General features: G+C 72.1%; 19 protein-coding genes. 12 read left to right on the top strand and 7 right to left on the bottom strand.

Annotation, left to right across the window (positions count from 1 at the left end):
• Positions 1-46: 46 nt before the first annotated feature.
• Positions 47-835 carry an IclR family transcriptional regulator gene (locus MBA17_RS24050; RefSeq protein WP_238498819.1) on the bottom strand — a complete coding sequence of 263 codons (789 nt, stop codon included), beginning with the start codon at positions 833-835 and terminating at the stop codon, positions 47-49.
• 94 nt (positions 836-929) lie between these two features.
• Between MBA17_RS24050 and MBA17_RS24045 the strand changes: the two genes are divergently transcribed.
• From MBA17_RS24045 to MBA17_RS24020, 6 genes are read left to right on the top strand one after another with little or no spacing between them, the layout of a single operon-like run.
• Positions 930-1,862 carry a 5-dehydro-4-deoxyglucarate dehydratase gene (locus MBA17_RS24045; RefSeq protein ID WP_238498818.1) on the top strand — a complete coding sequence of 311 codons (933 nt, stop codon included), beginning with the start codon at positions 930-932 and terminating at the stop codon, positions 1,860-1,862.
• A gap of 39 nt (positions 1,863-1,901) precedes the next feature.
• Complete coding sequence (locus MBA17_RS24040; RefSeq protein WP_238498817.1) at positions 1,902-3,470, top strand: ABC transporter substrate-binding protein; 1,569 nt, start codon at positions 1,902-1,904, stop codon at positions 3,468-3,470.
• A gap of 11 nt (positions 3,471-3,481) precedes the next feature.
• A complete protein-coding gene (locus MBA17_RS24035; protein WP_238498816.1) occupies positions 3,482-4,408 on the top strand; it encodes an ABC transporter permease in 927 nt (308 codons plus the stop codon).
• Between the two features lie 14 nt (positions 4,409-4,422).
• Positions 4,423-5,394, top strand: coding sequence for an ABC transporter permease (locus MBA17_RS24030; RefSeq protein WP_238498815.1), 972 nt, complete (start codon positions 4,423-4,425; stop codon positions 5,392-5,394).
• Positions 5,391-6,395 carry an ABC transporter ATP-binding protein gene (locus MBA17_RS24025; RefSeq protein WP_238498814.1) on the top strand — a complete coding sequence of 335 codons (1,005 nt, stop codon included), beginning with the start codon at positions 5,391-5,393 and terminating at the stop codon, positions 6,393-6,395. Before MBA17_RS24030 ends, MBA17_RS24025 begins: the two co-directional genes overlap by 4 nt.
• Entirely contained in the window at positions 6,388-7,422 is a 1,035-nt protein-coding gene (locus MBA17_RS24020; protein ID WP_238498813.1) for an ABC transporter ATP-binding protein, read from the top strand. The genes MBA17_RS24025 and MBA17_RS24020 overlap by 8 nt, the downstream gene beginning before the upstream one ends.
• Before the next feature lie 18 nt (positions 7,423-7,440).
• Here the strand turns inward: MBA17_RS24020 and MBA17_RS24015 are convergent, their stop codons facing one another.
• A complete protein-coding gene (locus MBA17_RS24015) occupies positions 7,441-8,151 on the bottom strand; it encodes a DUF4328 domain-containing protein (protein WP_238498812.1) in 711 nt (236 codons plus the stop codon).
• 68 nt (positions 8,152-8,219) lie between these two features.
• A complete protein-coding gene (locus tag MBA17_RS24010) occupies positions 8,220-8,870 on the bottom strand; it encodes a response regulator (protein ID WP_238498811.1) in 651 nt (216 codons plus the stop codon).
• Positions 8,871-8,970: 100 nt separating this feature from the next.
• Between MBA17_RS24010 and MBA17_RS24005 the strand changes: the two genes are divergently transcribed.
• Both MBA17_RS24005 and MBA17_RS24000 read left to right on the top strand, forming a co-directional pair.
• Positions 8,971-9,657 (top strand): ABC transporter ATP-binding protein, encoded by a 687-nt coding sequence (locus MBA17_RS24005; RefSeq protein WP_238498810.1) that lies wholly within the window; start codon positions 8,971-8,973, stop codon positions 9,655-9,657.
• Positions 9,654-11,606, top strand: coding sequence for an FtsX-like permease family protein (locus MBA17_RS24000; RefSeq protein WP_238498809.1), 1,953 nt, complete (start codon positions 9,654-9,656; stop codon positions 11,604-11,606). The genes MBA17_RS24005 and MBA17_RS24000 overlap by 4 nt, the downstream gene beginning before the upstream one ends.
• Before the next feature lie 39 nt (positions 11,607-11,645).
• On the opposite strand, the gene MBA17_RS23995 is transcribed toward MBA17_RS24000, so the two are convergent.
• Positions 11,646-12,665: an LLM class F420-dependent oxidoreductase gene (locus MBA17_RS23995; protein WP_238498808.1), complete on the bottom strand. Its 1,020-nt coding sequence runs from the start codon at positions 12,663-12,665 to the stop codon at positions 11,646-11,648.
• A gap of 79 nt (positions 12,666-12,744) precedes the next feature.
• Between MBA17_RS23995 and MBA17_RS23990 the strand changes: the two genes are divergently transcribed.
• Positions 12,745-14,190 carry a sulfatase family protein gene (locus MBA17_RS23990; protein WP_238498807.1) on the top strand — a complete coding sequence of 482 codons (1,446 nt, stop codon included), beginning with the start codon at positions 12,745-12,747 and terminating at the stop codon, positions 14,188-14,190.
• A gap of 130 nt (positions 14,191-14,320) precedes the next feature.
• Here MBA17_RS23990 and MBA17_RS23985 read toward each other — a convergent pair whose 3' ends face one another.
• The gene (locus tag MBA17_RS23985; RefSeq protein ID WP_238498806.1) at positions 14,321-15,025 is read right to left on the bottom strand and encodes a FadR/GntR family transcriptional regulator; all 705 of its coding nucleotides are present in this window, start codon (positions 15,023-15,025) and stop codon (positions 14,321-14,323) included.
• A 46-nt stretch (positions 15,026-15,071) separates the two neighbouring features.
• Between MBA17_RS23985 and MBA17_RS23980 the strand changes: the two genes are divergently transcribed.
• Genes MBA17_RS23980 through MBA17_RS23970 form a run of 3 tightly spaced genes read left to right on the top strand, consistent with a single transcriptional unit; the run spans position 15,072 to position 17,904 of the window.
• On the top strand, positions 15,072-15,860 hold the full coding sequence (locus MBA17_RS23980; protein ID WP_238498805.1) for a (Fe-S)-binding protein: 789 nt from the start codon (positions 15,072-15,074) through the stop codon (positions 15,858-15,860).
• Positions 15,857-17,263, top strand: a complete 1,407-nt coding sequence (locus tag MBA17_RS23975; protein WP_238498804.1) for a lactate utilization protein B — start codon at positions 15,857-15,859, stop codon at positions 17,261-17,263. Before MBA17_RS23980 ends, MBA17_RS23975 begins: the two co-directional genes overlap by 4 nt.
• Positions 17,260-17,904 carry a LutC/YkgG family protein gene (locus tag MBA17_RS23970; protein WP_238498803.1) on the top strand — a complete coding sequence of 215 codons (645 nt, stop codon included), beginning with the start codon at positions 17,260-17,262 and terminating at the stop codon, positions 17,902-17,904. The genes MBA17_RS23975 and MBA17_RS23970 overlap by 4 nt, the downstream gene beginning before the upstream one ends.
• Before the next feature lie 140 nt (positions 17,905-18,044).
• Here the strand turns inward: MBA17_RS23970 and MBA17_RS23965 are convergent, their stop codons facing one another.
• The gene (locus MBA17_RS23965; protein ID WP_238498802.1) at positions 18,045-19,106 is read right to left on the bottom strand and encodes a baeRF2 domain-containing protein; all 1,062 of its coding nucleotides are present in this window, start codon (positions 19,104-19,106) and stop codon (positions 18,045-18,047) included.
• A 6-nt stretch (positions 19,107-19,112) separates the two neighbouring features.
• A complete protein-coding gene (locus tag MBA17_RS23960) occupies positions 19,113-19,529 on the bottom strand; it encodes a DUF2795 domain-containing protein (RefSeq protein WP_238498801.1) in 417 nt (138 codons plus the stop codon).
• Positions 19,530-19,605 lie beyond the last annotated feature (76 nt).

Genomic DNA, 19,605 nt, shown 5'->3' with positions numbered 1-19,605 from the left:
GGCCCCGGTCCCCTCTGCGCGGACCGGGCTCGCGGCCGGGATTCGGTCAGCGGACGATGCGCGCCCGGGCCTGGAGCAGGGCGGCCACGATCACCTCTTCACGGTCGGGGTCGAGGCGGACGATGGGGATGGAGCAGCTGAGGGCCTCGTTGGGGACGGGTCCGAAGGTGAGGGCGACGGCGAAGCAACGCAGGCCGAGGGTCGACTCCTGTTCGTCGACGGAGTGGCCCCGGTGCCGGATCTCCTGAAGTTCGGCGCGTAACGCCGCCCGGTCGGTGATGGTGTTGACGGTGCGCGGCTCCAGGGTCTCCGGCAGAAGCTCGTCGACCTCCTCCCAGGGGCGCCCGGCGAGGATCGCCTTGCCGAGCCCGGTCGCCCAGGACGGCAGGCGCCGGCCGGGCCGGGAGACGACGGCGAGGGAGTGCCGGGAGATGTTGGTGGCCAGGTAGACGACCTCCGCGCCGTCGAGGCGCGCCAGATGCACGGTCTCGCCGAGCGTGTCGTTCAGCTCGTTCATCACCGGCTGTGCCCGCTGGACCACGTCGTCCCGCTCGACGTACGATGCCCCGGCGCGGAGCGCGCGGATGCCGATCCGATAACGGCCGAGGCCGTCGGTCTCGACCCAGCCCGTGTTCACCAGCGTGGTGAGCAGTGCGTAACCACTGGCCCGGGGGAGGCCCAGGGTGGTGGCCACCTCGCGCAGCGAGCACGGCTTCTCGATGGAGCTGAGGTATTCGAGCACCGCGATGGTCCGCTCGGCCGATTTCACGCTGCGGACGCCTCCGCCGGCATCGGCGGTTTGAGCTGACGGGTCCGGGATGACGGGACGCGTCATCGACCACCTCTTGACGTTTGTGGAAACACCAATTTAATGTCTCGGCTACAAGTATAGATACTGTCTCCATATGTAGACAAGAGGTTTACTGTTGATGCCCCCCACCGCTGAGCGAGTCGCCAGTTCGCTGTCCGGTCTGCTTGCCTTCCCGGTCACGCCCTTCACGGCGGCGGGGGACGTGGACCTGCCCCGTTTCCGGGCCCACCTCACCGACGTGCTCGCCGCGAAGCCCAGCGCGCTCTTCGTCGCGTGCGGGACCGGGGAGCTGGCGTCGCTGACGGCCACCGAGCACCGGACGGTGGTCGCCGCCGCCGCCGAGCACGTCGCCGGAGCGGCCCCTGTGCTCGCCGGGGTCGGCGGCGGCACGCGGACGGCCGCGGAGTTCGCCCGTGCCGCCCAGGCCGCCGGAGCGGACGGCCTGCTGGCGCTTCCGCCGTACCTGCAGGTCGGCCCGCCGGCCGGGCTCGTGTCCCACTACCGGGAGGTGGCCGCCGCCACGGATCTGGACGTGATCCTCTACCAGCGCGGCACCGCGATCTTCTCCCCGGCGGCGGTGGCCGAGCTCGCCGAGGTGCCCAACATCGTCGCGCTGAAGGACGGGCACGGCGACATGGAGCTGCTCCAGCTCATCGGCACCGCCACCGCCGGACGGCTCCCCCTGCTGAACGGCATGCCCACCGCCGAGGTCTTCGCCCGCTCCTACGCCGGTCTCGGTGCCCGCGCCTACTCGTCGGCGGCGCTGGCCTTCCTTCCGGAGGTCGCCGTCGCGTTCTTCCAGGCGTTCGAGAACGGTGACAGCGCGACTCAGGAACTTCTGCTGCGCGAGTTCTACGCCCCGTTCGCCGAGCTGCGCCAGACGACCCCCGGCTACGCGGTCTCCCTCGTCAAGGCCGGCCTGGACATCCGCGGCCGCTCCGCCGGGCCCGTCCGGCCGCCGCTGGCGGAGGTCACCCCGGAACACCGCGAGCAGCTCGCCCGCATCATCGACCGCGGCCTCGCCGCCATCAACGCGACGCCTGTCGCATAGCCCGCGGCCTGTCCAGAGACAGGCTGTTTCGGAGGAACCATGATCACTACACCACGAGCGTCCGCCACCCCCCGCCGCCGGGTGGCCACCGCCCTCCTGGCACTCGCCGCCATGCTGTCGGCCGGCGCCTGCTCGGTCGCGAACAGCGGCCCCGAAGCCTCGTCCGGCGCGGCGAACACCGTCCGCGTCGTGCTGCCCGAGGAGCCTCCGACGCTGGAGCCGTGCGACGCCTCCCTCACCGCGACCGGGCGCGTCACCAGGGCCAACATCACCGAGGCGCTCACCGAGCGGGACCCGGGCACCGGTCAGCTCCAGCCCGCGCTGGCGACCAAGTGGAACCAGGACTCGCCGACCGAATGGACCTTCACCCTGCGCGAGGGCGTGAAGTTCCACGACGACACCGCGTTCGACGCCAAGGCGGCCGCGTTCTCCATCGACCGCACCGTCGGCTCCAAGATCGACTGCAATGTCGACGGCTACGTCTTCGGCGGCATCGAGCTCACGGCGACGGTCGTGGACGCCTCGACGCTCAAGGTGAAGACGGCCAAGCCGGACCCGATCCTCCCGCTGCGGCTGTCCTTCGTCGAGATCGTGCCGACCACCACCAGCACCACGGGCAAGGTCCGCGAGCCCGTCGGCACCGGCCCGTACAAGATCGCGAAGTGGGACACCGGCCGCAGCCTGCGCCTGGACCGGTTCGCCGGGTACTGGGGCAAGGCGCCGGACTTCGCCGCGGCGGAGTACGTCTGGCGCGCCGAGGGCAGCATCCGCGCGGCCATGATCAAGAGTGACGAGGCGGACGTCGCCGTCGGCCTCGCCGCCGAGGACGGCGTCGGCGACGCCGCCGTGCAGTTCCCCAACAACGAGACCTCCTACCTGCGCATCGACGCCACCAAGCCGCCGCTCGACGACATCCGCGTGCGCCAGGCGATCAACAGCGCCATCGACAGGGACGGGCTCGTCGCCTCGGTCTTCGCCGGGCTCGGCAAGCCGGCGGGCCAGCTCGTGCCCGAAGGCGTGACCGGGCACAGCTCCGCCATCCAGCCCTGGCCGTACGACATGGCGCAGGCCAAGAAGCTGATCGCGGAGGCCAAGGCCGACGGCGTCCCCACGGACACCACCATCAAGATCATCGGACGGAACGGGATCTACCCCAAGGCCGCCGAGGCGATGGAGGTCGTGCAGAACTCGCTGATCGAGGCCGGGCTCTCGGTGAAGATCGAGATGCTCGACGTGAACGCCTGGCTGGAGTACCTGCTGGCCCCGTTCCCCAAGAACCTCGGCCCCACCCTGCTGCAGGCCCAGCACGGCAACCAGGCGGGCGACGCGGCCTTCACGATGGGCCAGATCTACGGCAGCAAGGGCGCGCAGAGCAGCTACGGCACCGCCGAACTGGACGACCTGATCGGCGACGCCGAGCAGGCCTCGGGCGAGGAGCGCCAGACGGCGTTCGCCAAGGCCCTGGAGTACCAGAACAAGGACGTGGTGCGGGACGCGGTCATCGCCCACATGACGGGCATCCTCGGCCTGTCGAAGAAGGTCACCTACAAGCCCAACGCCGCCACGAATGACGAGATGCGTCTCGCCGACCTGCACCCGGCCGGCTGAGGGGAGCACGAGTGCTGACCTTCCTGCGGCGTCGCATCGCGTCCAGTGCGCTCCCGCTGGTCGTCGTGATCCTCGGAGTGTTCTGTCTGGCACGCCTCACCGGCGATCCGGGGAATCTCTACCTGCCCCTCAGCGCCACTCCGGAGATGCGGGCGGAGTTCGCCGCCCGGCACGGGTTCGACCAGCCGTTGTTCGTCCAGTTCGGTGATTACCTGACCCAGGTGTTCCGGCTGGACTTCGGCGAGTCGCTGCGGACCGCCGAGCCCGCCGCCGACGCCGTGCTGCGGGCCTTCCCGGCGACGCTGCAGCTGGCGGGGGCCACGATGATCCTGGCGATCCTCGGTGCGGTCGTCGTCGGAAGCTGGGCGGCCTACCGCCCGAACTCCGTGGCGGACCGGGTGGCCAGCTTCACCTCGACGACCGCGGCGAGCATGCCGGACTTCTGGTTCGCCATCATGGGCGTCCTGGTCTTCGCCGTGGCCCTCGGCTGGCTGCCCACCTCGGGCACGGAGGGCGCGGCGGCGTGGGTGCTGCCGGTGCTCACGTTGCTGATCCGGCCGTTCGGCGTGCTCGTGCAGGTGGTGCGCGGGGCGATGGTCACGGCGCTGTCCGCGCCGTACATCAAGGTCGCCCGGAGCAAGGGCGCGGGAGAGGTGCGCGTGGTCTTCGGCCACGCCCTGCGCAACGCCGCGCCACCGGCGCTGACGGTGGCCGGCGACCTCACGGTCGGACTGGTCAACGGGGCCGTGGTCGTCGAGACCATCTTCGGCTGGCCGGGCATCGGCAAGCTGATGATCACCTCGATTCTGCAGCGCGACTTCGCGGTGCTGCAGGCCGCGGTCCTGGTGACGGCGATCACCATCTTCGCGCTCAACATCGTCATCGACGCCTGTTACGCGCTCCTGGACTCCCGGGTCCGCCAGGGCGTGACGACGTGACCAACGGAGACCCCATGTCCACGACTCGGGCCGGGCTGGACAGCCCGGCCGACGCTCCCGACCCGGGGCCCGCCATTCGGCGGGCCACCTGGTGGCGGCTGCTGCTGCGGGACCGCTTCGCCTGCCTGGCGGTGGTGATCCTGCTGTTCGTGGGCGCCGCCGCCCTGGTGGGGCCGATGCTGTTCGGCGATCTGGCCACCCGGCAGAACCTGCGCGCGGTCAACCGGCCGCCGTTCAGCCTCGACGACGGCTGGGCGTTCCTGCTCGGCAGCGACTCGCTCGGGCGCAGCGTGCTCGCCAGGCTCGTCGTGGCGAGCCGTACGACGCTCTCCGTCGCGCTCCCGGCGGTGGTGATCTCCCTCGTCGTCGGGTCGATCTGGGGCATGTGGGCGGGCTTCCACCGGGGGTGGCGGGAGAACATCTCGATGCGCGTCGCCGACGTCATCCTCAGCTTCCCCGCGCTGCTGCTGGCCGTGGTCGTGCTGTACGTCTTCTCGCCCAGCGCCGCGAACATCATCCTGGTCCTGGCGATCGCCAGAATCCCGATCTACCTGCGGGCCGCGCGGGCGGAGTCGGCCGAGCTGCAGAGCCGGCTGTTCGTCGACGCGGCGCGGACGTTCGGCACCAGAAGCTGGGCGATCATCGGCAGGCACGTGGCGCCGACCGTGCTGCCCACCCTGTTCACCGTCGCGTCCCTGGACTTCTGTTTCGTGATGCTGACCGAATCGTCGCTGAGCTTCCTGGGCATCGGCATCCAGCCGCCCGACATGAGCTGGGGCCTGATGGTCGCCCAGGGCCGGCAGGTGCTGCAGAGCGCCTGGTGGATCGCCGTCTTCCCGGGGCTCGCCATCGTGGTGACCACCGTCTCGGCGACCGTCCTCGCGTCCTGGGCACGTCTGGCCATGGACCCCGGCCAGCGGTGGCGGCTCACCCTGCCCCGCTCCCGCCGCGCGAACAAGGCCCTGGTCAAGGAGGTACGGCCGTGAGCGAGCGAAACGACACGGAGCCCGGCCGTCCGGTGCTGGAGGTGGATCGGCTGGCGGTCGACATCCGGACCCCCGCGGGGACGGTCCGCGCCGTACGCGAGGTCAGCTTCTCCGTCCGCTCCGGTGAGACGCTTGCGCTCCTGGGCGAGTCGGGCTGTGGCAAGAGCATGACGGCGCAGGCCGTCGTCGGCCTCCTCGACCCGGTGGCCCACGTGGCGGGCGGCGCCGTACGGCTGGACGGGACCGACCTCCTCACCCTGTCACCGGCGCAGCGCCGGCGGCTGGCCGGGCCCGGCCTGTCCATCGTGTTCCAGGACGCGCTCACCGCGCTGAACCCCGTCCAGACGGTCGGCGCCCAGCTCGCCGAGCCGTTCCGGATCCACCAGCGCCTGTCCCGCCGCGCCGCGCGGAAACGGGCCGTCGAGCTGATGGAACGGGTCGGTATCCCCGAGCCGGCCGCCCGCGTCCGCGCCTATCCGCACCAGTTCTCCGGCGGCATGCGCCAGCGGCTGCTCATCGCGCTGGCGGTGGCGCTCCAGCCCAAGGTGCTGCTCGCCGACGAACCCACCACCGCCCTCGACGTCACCGTGCAGGCCCAGATCATGGAACTGCTGCGCGAGCTGCGCACCGAGCAGCAGACGGCGCTGATCCTGATCACCCACGACCTCGCGGTCGTGGCCGAGCAGGCCGACCACGTGGCCGTCATGTACGCGGGCGCCATCGTCGAGACCGGCCGGGTGGCGGACGTGTTCTCCCGGCCGCACCACCCGTACACCCGCGGGCTGATCGACTCGGTGCCGGCCGACGTGGCGCGCGGCACCATCCTGAAGTCCATCCCAGGCAGTCCGCCCGACCTGCACTCGGTGCCCTCGGGCTGCGCCTTCCGCGCGCGTTGCCCGATCGCCCGGGACGTGTGTGCGGAGCAGCGCCCGGTCCTCGTCGAGGCCGGGCCGAAACGCCTGTCCGCGTGCCACCACTGGAGGGAGCTGAGCCATGACTGAGCCTGCCGCGCCGCCGCTCGCCGAGGAGACGGCCGTTCCCCTGCTGGACGTGACAGGGCTGACCAAGACGTTCCACGTGGCCCGCGGCCCCTCCGGCCGCAACCGCCTGCGCGCGCTCGACGGAGTCGACCTGCGGCTCGGGCACGGCGAGACGCTGGGCCTGGTCGGGGAGTCCGGCTGCGGCAAGTCGACCCTCGCCCGGGTCCTGCTCATGCTGGAGCGCCCGGACCAGGGCCAGGTCAGGTTCGAGGGCAGGGACCCGTTCGCGCTGCGCGGCAAGGAACTGCTCCGGTGGCGTCGCCGGGTCCAGATGGTGTTCCAGGATCCGTTCGCGTCACTGAACGCCCGGCTGTGCGCCGAGGACATCGTCGCCGAGCCGTGGCGGACGCACCGTGACATGGTGCCGGCGAAGGAGCGCGGCAAGCGGGTGGCCGAACTCCTTGAGATGGTGGGGCTGCGCGGGAGAGACGGCCGTCGTTTCCCGCAGGAGTTCTCCGGCGGCCAGCGTCAGCGGCTGGGGATCGCCCGTGCGCTGGCCCTCGAACCGGACGTCATCGTGTGCGACGAGCCCGTGTCGGCGCTCGACCTGTCGGTCCAGGCGCAGGTGCTCAACCTCCTCACCGACCTGCAGGCCAGGCTGGGCGTGTCGTACGTGTTCATCTCCCATGACCTGTCCGTCGTCCGCCACCTCGCCGACCGCGTCGCGGTCATGTACCTCGGCAAGATCGTCGAGACGGGGCCGACGAAGCAGGTGTTCGATCATCCGCGTCATCCCTACACCGCCGCGCTGATGTCCGCGGCGCCGGTGCTCGACGTCACCGCGGGAGTGCGGCGCGAGCGGATCCTGCTCAAGGGCGAGGTGCCCTCCCCGCTCGACCCGCCGTCGGGGTGCCGGTTCCGGACCCGCTGCTGGCAGGCTCGCGACGTCTGCGCCCAGGAGGTGCCGCCGCTGGAGCAGGCAGGCGACGAGTCGCCGCACGCGGCCGCGTGTCACTTCCCGCTCCAGGAGGCGGCCGCCGGGTCCTGAGAACAGGAGCGCTCCCGGCTAGTCTCCGGCGGCCCTGGCCCTGATGGCGACCATAGGGGAGGCCGGTGACGGCAGGGCCCCACGGCGTCGCGCGGCGTGCTCGGTCGCGCGGTGCGGGCGGGTGCTGACCACCTGGATGCGGGTGACCTCCCTGACCGTCGCCGCGCAGAGCAGGGCGGCCAGCGCCACGATCGACAGGTCGGCCGGGCCGAGGCCGGTGAGGGCGGACTCCGCGCTCGCCGGCACCCGCAGCGCGATCAGCACCGGCGCCGCCAGCGTGCACAGCCACCAGGCCGACAACAGCGCGAGCCAGCGGCGGCGCTGGTCGGCGGGTGGATCGGCGTCCCGCCAGGCCCGGTCGACCAGGAGCGGCGGGGCGACGAGGTTGACCACGGGCACGAACCAGCCGGCGACCACGCCGCCCGCCGGGCGCGCGAACGGGTCGTTGGCCTGGATGGCCCGCACCAGCCAGGTGAGGTAGGTGGCGGCGGCCGCGCAGGTGGTGGTGATCGTGAGCAGCACGAGGATGGCGAAGACCGTCACGGCTCCGACGACGGCCTGCGCGCGGGGAGAGTCGGGGTCGCCGCCCAGGGCGGTGATCTCGACGGCGAGCCGGCTTCCTCGGACCGCCTCGAAGATCACCAAGGCGGTCATGGCGGTGAGCTGGGCAAGGAGTGTCGCGTAGACGGCAGAGGCGGACCTCCGCGGTGGTGGCGGGGCAAGGCGCATGGTTCTCTCCCCCCGGCATGCGCTGAAGGACCTTGTCCCTACTTCTATCCCTTCAGCCCTTCCGCTAATCAGCTCACGACACCCGACTCCCAAGCCCAGGCCGCGACCTCCACCCGGTTCCGCGCGCCGAGCTTCGCCTGGATGCTGCCGAGGTGCGTCTTCACCGTGGAAAGAGAGACGAACAGCTCGCCGGCCACCTCCAGATTGGTCCGCCCTCTGGCCACCAGCCTGGCCACGTCGAGCTCCCGCTCGGTGAGCGGGACGCCGGGCGACCGGTCGCCGAACCGTCTCGGTTGCGCCAGGTGCTCAAGGAGCCGGACGGTGACCGATGGCGAGACCAGGGCGTCGCCCACGGCGGCCGCCCTGACCGCCTCGATCAGCAGCGTGGGACCGCTGTCCTTGAGCAGGAACCCGCAGGCCCCCGACCGCAGCGCGCCGTAGACGTACTCGTCGAGGTCGAAGGTGGTCACGATCACCACGCGCAGCGGATCGGGCACCCCGGGCCCGGAGAGGATCCTGGTGACCTCCAGCCCGTCGAGCCTGGGCATCCGGATGTCGAGCAGGCACACGTCCGGCCGCAGCCGCCGCGCCTGCTCCACCGCCTGCGCCCCGTCGGCCACCGCCGCCACCACGTCGATGTCGGGCTGGGCGTCCAGGATCATCCGGAAACCCGTCCGCACCAGTTCCTGATCGTCGGCGATCAGCACCCGAGTAGTCACCCGCTCGATTGTGCCAGCCGCCGGGCTCGGCCATTCGGCCGATCGGAACTGGACAGTCGGCCGATCCGCCGGTGGGCCGCCGGCCGGGAGGCTCGTCCCCATGAGTGAGGGAATGGTTCTGCACGGCCGGGGACTGGTCAAGCGGTTCGGACCGGCCGTGGCGCTGGCCGGTGTCGAGCTGGCCGTACGGCAGGGCGAGACGATCGCGATCATGGGTCCCAGCGGGTCTGGCAAATCCACTTTGCTGCATTGCCTGGCGGGGATCACGAAACCGGACGAGGGCGAGGTGACCCTGCTCGGACGGCGGGTGGACACCATGCGCGAACGGGAACGCAGCGCGCTGCGGCGCACCCGTTTCGGGTTCGTCTTCCAGTTCGGTCAGCTTCTTCCGGAGTTGGCCGCCGAGGAGAACGTCGCGCTGCCGCTGATGCTCGGCGGGGTGCCCAGGGCCAAGGCCGTGACGCAGGCCAGGGAGTGGTTCGGGCCGCTCGGCCTCGGCGGCATGGAGCACCGGCGTCCCGGTGAGCTGTCCGGCGGGCAGGCGCAGCGGGTCGCCATCGCCCGGGCCCTGGTCACCGGCCCCGCGGTGGTCTTCGCCGACGAGCCGACCGGCGCGCTCGACCAGAGCACCGGCCACGACACGATGCGCATCCTGGTGGAGGCGACCAGGCGCAACGGAGCCTCGCTGGTCGTGGTCACCCACGACCCGCAGGTGGCCCGCTGGTGCGACAGCACGGTGGAGGTCCGTGACGGGCGAATCCTCCCGGCGGCGGCGGTGGCCCGATGAGGACGCTTGAGCTGAGCTGGCGGCTGCTGCGCGGCGGGGGCCGCCGCGAGCTGCTCGGCGCGGGGCTCACCCTGGTCGCGGTGGCCGTGTGCACGGCGTTGCTGCTGTTCGCGGCCGGGATCAACCTCGCTTTCGACGCGCGGAGCGACCGCGAGGCGTGGCGCAACCCGGTTCGGGCCTCGGACGCGGTGGCGGTGCAGGCCGTACGGCACGGCTTCGTGGCGGACCGTTCGATCACCGTGGTCGAACTCGCCGCGCTCAAGCAGGGGCTGGCTCCGCCTCCCGGGCTCAGCCGGTTTCCCGCGCCCGGCGAGGTGTGGACGTCACCTGCCCTGGCCGCGCTCATCGAACGGCTTCCCGCCGACCGGCTCGGCCGCCGGTTCCCGGTCCTTGCGGGGCTGGTCATCGGGGACGAGGGGCTGATCCATCCCGGGGAACTGGTCGCGGTGGTCGGCCGGGCCCCCGGAGACCCGGCGATGACCTGGCTTCAGTCCGCTGAGTCACTGCTGTCCACCGGTCCGACCAGGATCGCGGGCTTCGGCGGCGAGCCCTCCGACATGGCCGTCGGCTATTCGATCCTCGCCCTGATCGCGACCGTGCTGATGATCGTCCCGCTGCTGGTGTTCGGCGGCGCCTCGGCCAGGCTGACCGTCGCCAGGCGCGACCGGCGGCTGGCCGCGCTGCGTCTGGTGGGCGCGACGCCCGGCCAGGTGGTAGGCATGACGGCCGCCGAGGCCATGTTCGTCGCCGTGCTGGGGGCGCTGCTGGGCACGGTCGTGTACGGCGTGGCCGTGCCGCTGCTGGCCGGCATCCCGATCGCGGGCGGCACCTGGTTCGCCTGGGACCTCCTGCCCGGCCCGCAGTACGTGATCGGCGTGCTGCTCGCCGTACCTCTGCTGGTCGGGTTGTCGGCGGTGGTCGGGTTGCGCAGGGTGGTGGTCAGCCCGCTCGGGGTGGCCAAGCGGGAGACGCCGCCGGGGATGCGGTTCGTCCGGGTGGTGGTGACGGTGGCGCTCGTCGCGGCCGCCCCCGCCGTCGCCTCGGGGACGGCCTCGGTGGCCGCGCTCGTCCTGGCGGTCGCCTTGCCGTTCCTGTCGATCGCGGTGCTGGGACCCTGGGTGGTCGGCGTGATCGGCAGGATCACCGCCCGCTCGGCGCGGGGGCCCGCGCGGCTGCTGGCGGGGCGGCGGCTGATGGATGATCCGCGCTCGGCGTGGCGGACCGTGAGCGGGGTGGTGCTCACCGGGTTCGTGGCCGGGTTCATCGGGCTGCTCACCCCGGCGAGCGGCCTGCTGGGCGACGAGTCCGCCGGGCGGCTGCAGATCGAGGTGCCCGCGGCCCGGGTCGCGGAGACCGCCGACAAAGCCGGGGAACGACTGCGGTCCGCGGGCCTCGCGGGGCGGGTCGAGACGTCGGGCAAGGGCGACCACCGGCTGGTCACCGTCGTGCTCGCGACCGAGGAGACGGCGACCGTCGACCGTGCCCGCACCGCGCTCGCCGGCCTGGCGCCCGGCCACAGCGCCACCTCGCCGGCCGACGATCAGCACCAGGGCGAGGTGATGCTCGCCGACGTGCGCACCGGCACGATCGTCGTGCTCACCGTCTCCTTCCTGGTCGCCATCGCCAGCGCGGGCATCACGGCGGCCTCGTCCATCCTCGACCGCCGCCAGACCTACGCACTGCTGAGGCTGGCCGGGACGCCCCTGTCCGTGCTCGACCGGGCCCGCCGCGCCGAGACCCTCGTCCCGCTCGCCGTACTCGGCGGCGGCGCCATCCTGATCGGCATGTCCTCCGGCGCGGCGCTGGCCCCCGGAGCCCTGAACGGCAGCGGGATGACGACCCTCCTGGTGTGCGTCGTCCTGGGCTTCTGCGGGGTGATCGGCGCGGGCGCGCTCAGCCGTCCCCTGCTCCGCTCGGTGACCGACAACCCGGCCCCCCGCCCGGACTAGGTCGTAAGGAGGTACGGCGGGCAGCCGCGTCGGCACTGGTCAGCCGAGTACCAGGTCGCGGATCGCGCGCAGCGACGGCTCGTCGCGCGGGCCCATCACCAGCAGGTTGGTCACCGGGCTGCGCCGCCAGGCGTCCAGCCGTTCCCGGATCCGCCCGAGCGGCCCGACCAGGGAGATCCCGTCGGCGAGCTCGTCGGGGATCGCCTGGAACGCCTCGTCCCTGCGCCCGGCGAGGTAGAGCGCCTGGATCCGGGTCGCGGCCTCGGCGTAGCCCATCCTGCCGATGATGTCGGCGTGGAAGTTGCGGTCTCTGGCTCCCATGCCGCCGATGTAGAGGGTCAGCATCATCTTGACGCTGTTCAGCGCGGCCTGCACGTCGTCGCTGATGATCACCAGGACCATGGCGGCGATGTCGAAGCCGGGCCGGGCTCCCGACAGGGACTCGCCGTACATCTTCTCGATCTTCTCCGGGAAGGCGAACAGCGGCAGCCAGCCGTCGGTGACCTCGGCGGCGAGCGCGACGTTCCTGGGGCCCTCGGCGCCGAGGTAGAGCGGGATGTCCGGGCGCAGGGGGTGGGTGATGAGTTTGAGCGGCTTGCCGAGGCCGGCGCCGCCGGGGAGGGGGAGCGGGTAGTGGTCGCCGTCGCTGGTCACCGGCTCCTCGCGGCGCCAGATTTTACGCATGATCTCGATGTACTCGCGTGTTCTGGCCAGCGGTTTCGGGAAGGGCATTCCGTACCAGCCTTCGACGACCTGAGGGCCGGAGGCGCCGATGCCGAGCAGAAGGCGGCCGCCGGTCAGGTGGTCGAGGGTCATCGCCGTCATGGCGGTGGCGGCGGGCGTGCGGGCGGAGATCTGCACGACGCTGGTGCCCAGTTTGATGCGAGAGGTACGCGCGCCGTACCAGGCGAGGGGGGTGAAGGCGTCGCTGCCGTACGCCTCGGCGGTCCAGACCGAGTCGTAGCCGAGTCGTTCGGCGGTCTGGACGAGCTCGGTGGCGTCGTCGGGGCCGCGCTGCCAGTAGCCGAGGTTGAGGCCGAGCCGGAGATCAGTCGTCACCGGCCGATTAGAACACGTTCTAGCCGGACTGGTCGAGGGTCGGGTGTCGAGGGGGTGTGACCTGGGAATCCCTGAGCGTGTGAAGAAGATCGTCTGCTGGACCGCGTGTCTCCTCATGCTGCTCCTGGCCGGCGCGCAGCCGCTCGCGAGCGTCCCCGCCGACGCGGGCGCCCGCCCACGCCCCAACATCGTGCTGGTGCTCGCGGACGACCTGGACGCCGTCGACCTGCGGGCCTTTCCCAACATCTGGACCCAGCTCGTACGCCAGGGCACCTCGTTCGACCGCTACTTCGTCTCCAACTCCTGGTGCTGCCCCTCCCGTTCCACGATCCTTCGCTCGCAGTACGTCCACAGCCACGGCGTGATCACCAACACCCCGCCCGAAGGCGGATTCGCCAAGTTCTACACCTCCGGTCTGGAACGTTCCACCATGGGCACCTGGCTCAAGGCGGCCGGCTACCGGACCGGTCTGATGGGCAAGTACCTGAACCACTACCCCGGCCGCAAGGTCGAGGCGACGCACGTCCCGCCGGGCTGGGACGACTGGCAGGTGCCCGTCAAGCGCCTCTACAACGAGTTCGGCTACACCCTCAACGAGAACGGCACGCTGCGCCAGTACGGCTTCGCGCCGGAGGACTACCTCTCCGACGTGCTCGCCGCCAAGGCCGGGGAGTTCGTCTCCAGGGAGGGCAAGGAGCCCTTCTTCCTCTACCTCGCCCCGATCGCGCCGCACGCCCCGGCCAACCACGCGCCCCGCCACGCGGACGCCTTCACCGGCGCCATCGCGCCCCGCACGCCGTCCTTCGACCAGGAGGACCTGTCGGCCGAGCCGGCCTGGCTGCGCTCGATGCCCCGGCTGGACCCCGCCGCCATCGCGCGAATCGACGAGCGGTACCGGGCGCGGATGCGGGCCATGCTGGGCGTCGACGACCTCGTCGGGTCCCTGGTGGCGTCGCTGAGCCGGTCCGGGCGGCTGGCTAACACGTACATCTTCTTCACTTCTGACAACGGGTTCCACCTGGGCAGCCATCGGATCCCCAACGGCAAGACCACCCCGTTCGACGAGAGCATCCGGGTGCCCCTGGTGGTGCGCGGGCCGGGGGTCCGGGCCGGGGCGGACGTCACCAGCCTGGCGACCACCGTGGACCTCGGCCCCACCTTCGGCGCGATCGCCGGGGCGGAGGTCCCCGCGTTCGTCGAAGGGCGCTCGCTGGTGCCGCTGCTCACCGGCGTGCCGCCGCCCGGCTGGCGGCGGAACGTCCTGGTGGAGTTCTTCAGCCCGCCCGGCCTGCTGACCCTGTCCCCGGCGACCGTGCCGCCCTACCGGGGGCTGCGGACCGAGCGGTACACCTACGTGGAGTACGAAACGGGGGAGCGCCAGCTCTACGACCTCGCCTCGGACCCGTTCCAGCTCAGGAACCTGGCGGCGGAGGCGCCGCCGGAGCTGCTCAGCGCCCTCCAGCGGAGCCTGCAGGCGATGGCGACGTGCTCGGGCGCCGGCTGCCGGATAGCGGACACCCGCTGACCGGTCAGGCGGTGGGGTGGGCGCGGGCCGGATGCGGTGTGATCGGTCGGGTGGTGGGGTGGGCGCGGGCCGGATGCGGTGTGATCGGTCGGGTGGTGGGGTGGGCGCGGGCCGGATGCGGTGTGATCGGTCAGGCGGTGGGGTAGGCGCGGGCCAGATGCGCGGAGACGGCGGCCACCGCGGCCTCCCGGTCGCCCGCCGCGATCGCGTCGTAGATCTCCATGTGGTCGGCCGTCAGCCCCTCGGTCGTGCCCAGCCGGTGCACCGCCTCGATCGCGTACTCCTGGACGGCGGCGCGCAGGGCCCGCATGGTGGCGGCGAGCAGCCGGTTCCCCGACAGTTCGGCGATCGTGAGGTGGAAGTCGGTGTCGTGCTCGACGAACTCCGCCACCGTGGCCGCCGCCGCCATGTTCGCCAGCGCGGTCCGCATCCTGGCCAGGTGCTCGGCGGTGACGTGGTCGGCCGCGTGCGCCGCCGACCACCGCTCGATCATCATCCGGGTCTCGACCACCTCGCGCATGGACAGCGAGGACAGGCCGAGGTGCAGCCGCAGCAGGTCGGTGAGCGCGCCCTCCGGCCGGGAGATGAGCACGGCTCCCGCGTCGGGCCCACGTCCCGCCTGCGACGACACCACGCCCAGCGTCTCCAGCACCCGCAGCGCCTCCCGCACGGAGGACCTGCTGACCTGGAGTTGTTCGGCCATCTGCCGCTCGCCGGGAAGCCGGTCGCCGACGGCGAGCTCGTCGTCGGCGATCCGCCGCTCGATCTGGGCGAGCACGTCCTCGAAGGCACGGGCGCGGCGGACCGGGCGCCATCCGGAGTCTTGTGTCTCCATATGGTCGGACCATACAGTGGTCAGACCTCATAGGAAAGGGAGCATTGTGCGCGTCGCCCTGTTCATCACGTGTGTCAACGACACGCTCTTCCCTGGGACGGGCCGGGCGGTGGTCTCCCTGCTGCGCCGCCTCGGCTGCGAGGTCGAGTTCCCCGCCGCGCAGACCTGTTGCGGGCAGATGCACGTCAACACCGGCTACCAGGACGAGGGCGTACGGCTGGCCCGGCACTTCCTCGACGTCTTCGGCGACTACGACGCCGTGGTCGCCCCTTCGGGTTCGTGCGCCGCGATGGTCCGCGAGCAGTACCCTCGCCTGGCCAGGGCGGCCGCGGCCGGTCCTCGCCACGCGCCCGTCGGGGGCGGTCCCCGTCCGCCCGGCGGGTCGAGCGCGTTCTCCCGGGCGGCGGCGGAGATGGCGCCCAAGGTGTACGACCTGTCGGAGTTCCTGGTGGACGTGCTGGGCGTCACCGACGTAGGCGCATATTTCCCGCACCGGGTGACGTATCACCCGACCTGCCACTCGCTGCGCGGCCTGCACCTCGGCGACCGCCCCGCCCGCCTCCTGGCACAGGTCCGCGGGCTGGAGCTGCTCCCGCTGCCCGGCGCGGAGGAGTGCTGCGGCTTCGGCGGCACCTTCGCGGTGAAGAACCCGGCGATCTCCGCGGCGATGTGCGGCGACAAGGTCCGCGGCGTGCTCGACACCGGCGCCGAGGTGCTCTGCGCCGCCGACAACTCCTGCCTGATGCACATCGGCGGCGCCCTGAAACGGCAGCGCGCCGGGGTGCGCGTGATGCACCTCGCCGAGATCCTCGCGGCCACGGAGGTCCAGGCATGAGTGGCGCCTTCCTCGGCATGCCCGCCTTCCCGGCGAACGCGGCGCACGCCGTACAGGACTCCCAGCTTCGCTACAACCTGCGCAAGGCCACCCACACCATTCGCGGCAAGCGGGCCGCCGTGGTCGGCGAGCTGCCCGACTGGGCGGAGCTGCGGGCCGCCGCGGCGGCGATCAAGGACGAGGCGCTGCGCGACCTCGACACCCACCTGCTGACGCTGGAGGCGGCGGTGACGGACGCCGGCGGCCACGTGCACTGGGCAGCCGACGCCGAGGAGGCGAACCGGATCGTCACCGACCTGGTCAAGGCCACCGGCGAGACCTCGGTCGTCAAGGTGAAGTCGATGGCCACCCAGGAGATCGGCCTGAACGAGGCGCTGGCCGCGCAGGGGATCACCGCCTACGAGACCGACCTCGCCGAGCTGATCGTGCAGCTCGGCGACGACTGGCCCTCGCACATCCTGGTGCCCGCGATCCACCGCAACCGGTCGGAGATCAGGGAGGTGTTCCTGTCGAAGATGGCCGAATGGGGGCGTCCGGCGCCGGACGGGCTCACCGACGAGCCGCGCGCCCTCGCCGAGGCGGCCAGGCTGCACCTGCGCGAGAAGTTCCTGTCGGCCAAGGTCGCCGTCTCCGGGGCCAACTTCATGGTCGCCGAGACCGGCACCCTGGTGGTGCTGGAGTCCGAGGGCAACGGCCGGATGTGCCTCACCCTGCCGGAGACGCTGATCAGCGTCGTCGGCATCGAGAAGGTCGTGCCGAGCTGGCGTGATCTGGAGGTCTTCCTGCAGCTCCTGCCGCGCAGTTCCACCGGCGAGCGGATGAACCCCTACACCTCGACCTGGACCGGCTCGGCCGAGGGGCAGGAGTTCCACCTGGTGCTGCTCGACAACGGCCGCACCAAGGTGCTCGCCGACGAGGTCGGACGGCAGGCCCTCCGCTGCATCCGCTGCTCCGCGTGCCTCAACGTCTGCCCCGTCTACGAGCGCGCGGGCGGCCACTCCTACGGCTCGGTCTATCCCGGGCCGATCGGGGCGATCCTCACCCCTCAGCTCCGTGGCATGGGCTCCGAGCTCGACCGTTCCCTGCCCTACGCCTCCAGCCTGTGCGGCGCCTGCTACGACGTCTGCCCGGTCGCCATCGACATCCCCGAGGTCCTGGTCCACCTGCGGGCCAAGGCCAGGCACTCACCCGCCGAACGCGCCGGCATGCGCGCCGCGGGCTGGGTCCTCGACAAGTCCGTACGGCTGGCGAAGGCACAGCGGCTCGGCAGCCGGTTCCGCCGGCTGGCGCCCAAGCGGCTGCCCGGTCCGCTGGCCGGCTGGACCGACACCCGCGACATCCCGGAGATCCCCGCGGAGTCGTTCCGCGACTGGTGGAAGAAGACCGACGGAGGCCGCCGATGAGTTCCAGGGAGCAGATCCTGGCCCGGGTCCGCGCCGCCGTACGCGACGCGCCCGCCGTGGACATCCCGCGCGCCTACCGGACCGGCGGGCCGCGGGAAGGGCTCGTCGAGCTGTTCGCCGAACGGGTGGACGACTATCGCGCGATCGTGCACGTCGTGACCGGCGACCAGGTGGCGGCCACGATCGGCGCGGCACTGGCGGCCAGGGGAGTCACCCGGCTCGTCGTCCCCGAAGGGCTCGACGAGGAGTGGGCCCGCGCCGCCGCCCGGGCGGAAGGGGATGAGGCGGCGACGCGGGCGCTGGTCGGCGACGACCCGCCGCTCGGCGCCGGTGACCTCGACGCCGCCGGCGCGGTGCTCACCGGCTGCGCGGTCGCGGTGGCGGAGACCGGCACGATCGTGCTCGACACCGGCCCCGGCCAGGGCCGCCGGGTGCTCACCCTGGTCCCCGACTACCACCTGTGCGTGGTCCGCGCCGGGCAGATCGTGGGCAGCGTCCCCGAGGCGGTCGCCAGGCTCGATCCCGCCCGGCCGCTGACCTGGATCAGCGGCCCCTCGGCGACCAGCGACATCGAACTCGACCGGGTCGAGGGCGTCCACGGTCCCCGCACCCTCGAGGTGGTCATCGTCACCGACCGGTGACCGGCCGCGTCACCGCTGAGCGGCCGATGACCGCTGCCAACCGGTGCACGGGTGTCGCCACCGGCCGGTGGCGCCGTCGCTGTTCGGTGCCGTCATCACGGGTCGGGAGTGCCGTCACCGTTCGGCGACGGCGCTGCCGGTCAGTAGCGGAGGAGTGCGGCCACGTCCGTGCCGAGCGAGTCGCGGCGGACGAACCACAGGTCGGCGTCCGTCGTGGCGGCGGCCCGGGCGAGGGCCGCGTCCGCGCGGTCGCGCACCGGGTCGGCCACCCCCCACTGACGCAGCTCGTCACCGTCGAGCGCGAGCTGGGCGCCCTGCGGGCCGACCCACATCAGGCCGTCGGCGGACGGCTCGTCGGCGACCAGCAGCGTGTCCACCCGTCCCTCACGCAGGGCCTGCGCGGTCTCCCGCAGGCCGATCGCCGACGGTCCCTCGCCGTAGTGCTCGACCAGTTCGGAGCGCCGGCGCTCGACCCAGGTCTCGATGGCCGCCTCGGCGTCCTCGTCGAACGGCTCCGGGTCGGCGCCGTTCCCCCGGCTGCCGTGCTCGGCCATCACCACCCGGTCCGCCGCCCCGGTCCCGAGGTGGTCGCAGAGCAGCGCGCGGGACTTCGGCTCGCCCGCCACCACCACCAGCTCCGCGCCGATCCGGCGGACCTCCTCGTCCACGGTCTCGGCGACCACCACGGCGTTGCGTTCCCAGGTCTCCTCCACGCTCCGCTCGTACCGTTTCTGCGACCACCCGCCCTGGGCCGTCTTGGTGAGCGGCCAGTCCGCCGCATGCACCGCCGTATGGCGTGGCGAGCCCGCGGCGACCACCACCACGTCCGCGCCCGTGTGGTCGGCGATCACCCGCAGATGCGGGACGGTCTCGCCGCGCTGCGCGAGCAGCGGCATCACGTGCGGCAGCGGCGAGGACCTGGCGATCTCCCTGCGCGGCGGGGCGGCGAGCGCCTCGTCGTGGAGGACGCGACCCCCCGCGGCGAAGATCGCCCGGCCGGGCGCGGCCTCGGCGGGGGAGAGGACCCGCGCCTCGATGGCGTCGAGCGTCGTGTCGTCTGTTCCGGCCAGGTGGGTGCGCAGGTCCCGCCAGCGCAGCGCCACCTGTTCCGCGCCCCTTTCGTTCGACCGGCTCGCGTCGAGATAAACCGAGACGAAGGGCCCCGGCTGCTCGTACAGCGACCGGATCGCGTCCAATCTCATGTGCTCTCACCTACCGCGATGTTGTCCGACGCCGAGTCCCAGCGCCTGTGCGACCTCCGAGACGTTGGAGTAGTGCATCTCGGGAAGCGATCCGACCGCTTCGAGGACGGGATCGGGCGCGCCCGAGCGTTCCGCGTGCGCGAGCAGGGCCGCCTTGTTGGCGGGAAAATCGGCGTCGCTGAGCCATTTGGCGAGGTTGCTACGGCGCTCCACGTCGGCGGGACTGATTCCGGCCGCGGTGCCCGGTTCGTGCCCGGGAGGCCGAGGGGGCGTGCCCAGACTCTCCTCGGCCGGGCCCTTCGTGGGCTCGGGCTGCTTCCCCTCCTCCGCGTGTGTCGGGCCTCCGCCGCGGACGATTCCCTCGCTCTCATGCTTCTGCTGTTCGTCGATCCGCGGGCCGTGCTTGGCACTGCCGCGTTCCATGGTCGTCCCCCCTTTCAACCGGTTTCGGACCCCTACCCGGGTTTTCGATGGCAAACATGGTGGACAAGGCTTGCGT

This window comes from Dolomitihabitans soli, from assembly GCF_022213955.1.
Classification (GTDB): Bacteria; Actinomycetota; Actinomycetes; order Streptosporangiales; family Streptosporangiaceae; genus Streptosporangium_A; species Streptosporangium_A soli.
The sequence above is the reverse complement of the archived record's forward strand: the minus strand, read 5'-3'. Positions and strand labels throughout refer to the sequence as shown.

Excerpts from the sequence above, each read along its gene's own strand:
- MBA17_RS24050 (WP_238498819.1), bottom strand. The coding sequence starts at position 835 with ATGACGCGTCCCGTCATCCCGGACCCGTCAGCTCAAACCGCCGATGCC.
- MBA17_RS24045 (WP_238498818.1), top strand. The coding sequence starts at position 930 with ATGCCCCCCACCGCTGAGCGAGTCGCCAGTTCGCTGTCCGGTCTGCTT.
- MBA17_RS24040 (WP_238498817.1), top strand. The coding sequence starts at position 1,902 with ATGATCACTACACCACGAGCGTCCGCCACCCCCCGCCGCCGGGTGGCC.
- MBA17_RS24030 (WP_238498815.1), top strand. The coding sequence starts at position 4,423 with ATGTCCACGACTCGGGCCGGGCTGGACAGCCCGGCCGACGCTCCCGAC.
- MBA17_RS24020 (WP_238498813.1), top strand. The coding sequence starts at position 6,388 with ATGACTGAGCCTGCCGCGCCGCCGCTCGCCGAGGAGACGGCCGTTCCC.
- MBA17_RS24015 (WP_238498812.1), bottom strand. The coding sequence starts at position 8,151 with ATGCGCCTTGCCCCGCCACCACCGCGGAGGTCCGCCTCTGCCGTCTAC.
- MBA17_RS24005 (WP_238498810.1), top strand. The coding sequence starts at position 8,971 with ATGAGTGAGGGAATGGTTCTGCACGGCCGGGGACTGGTCAAGCGGTTC.
- MBA17_RS24000 (WP_238498809.1), top strand. The coding sequence starts at position 9,654 with ATGAGGACGCTTGAGCTGAGCTGGCGGCTGCTGCGCGGCGGGGGCCGC.
- MBA17_RS23985 (WP_238498806.1), bottom strand. The coding sequence starts at position 15,025 with ATGGAGACACAAGACTCCGGATGGCGCCCGGTCCGCCGCGCCCGTGCC.
- MBA17_RS23975 (WP_238498804.1), top strand. The coding sequence starts at position 15,857 with ATGAGTGGCGCCTTCCTCGGCATGCCCGCCTTCCCGGCGAACGCGGCG.
- MBA17_RS23970 (WP_238498803.1), top strand. The coding sequence starts at position 17,260 with ATGAGTTCCAGGGAGCAGATCCTGGCCCGGGTCCGCGCCGCCGTACGC.
- MBA17_RS23965 (WP_238498802.1), bottom strand. The coding sequence starts at position 19,106 with ATGAGATTGGACGCGATCCGGTCGCTGTACGAGCAGCCGGGGCCCTTC.
- MBA17_RS23960 (WP_238498801.1), bottom strand. The coding sequence starts at position 19,529 with ATGGAACGCGGCAGTGCCAAGCACGGCCCGCGGATCGACGAACAGCAG.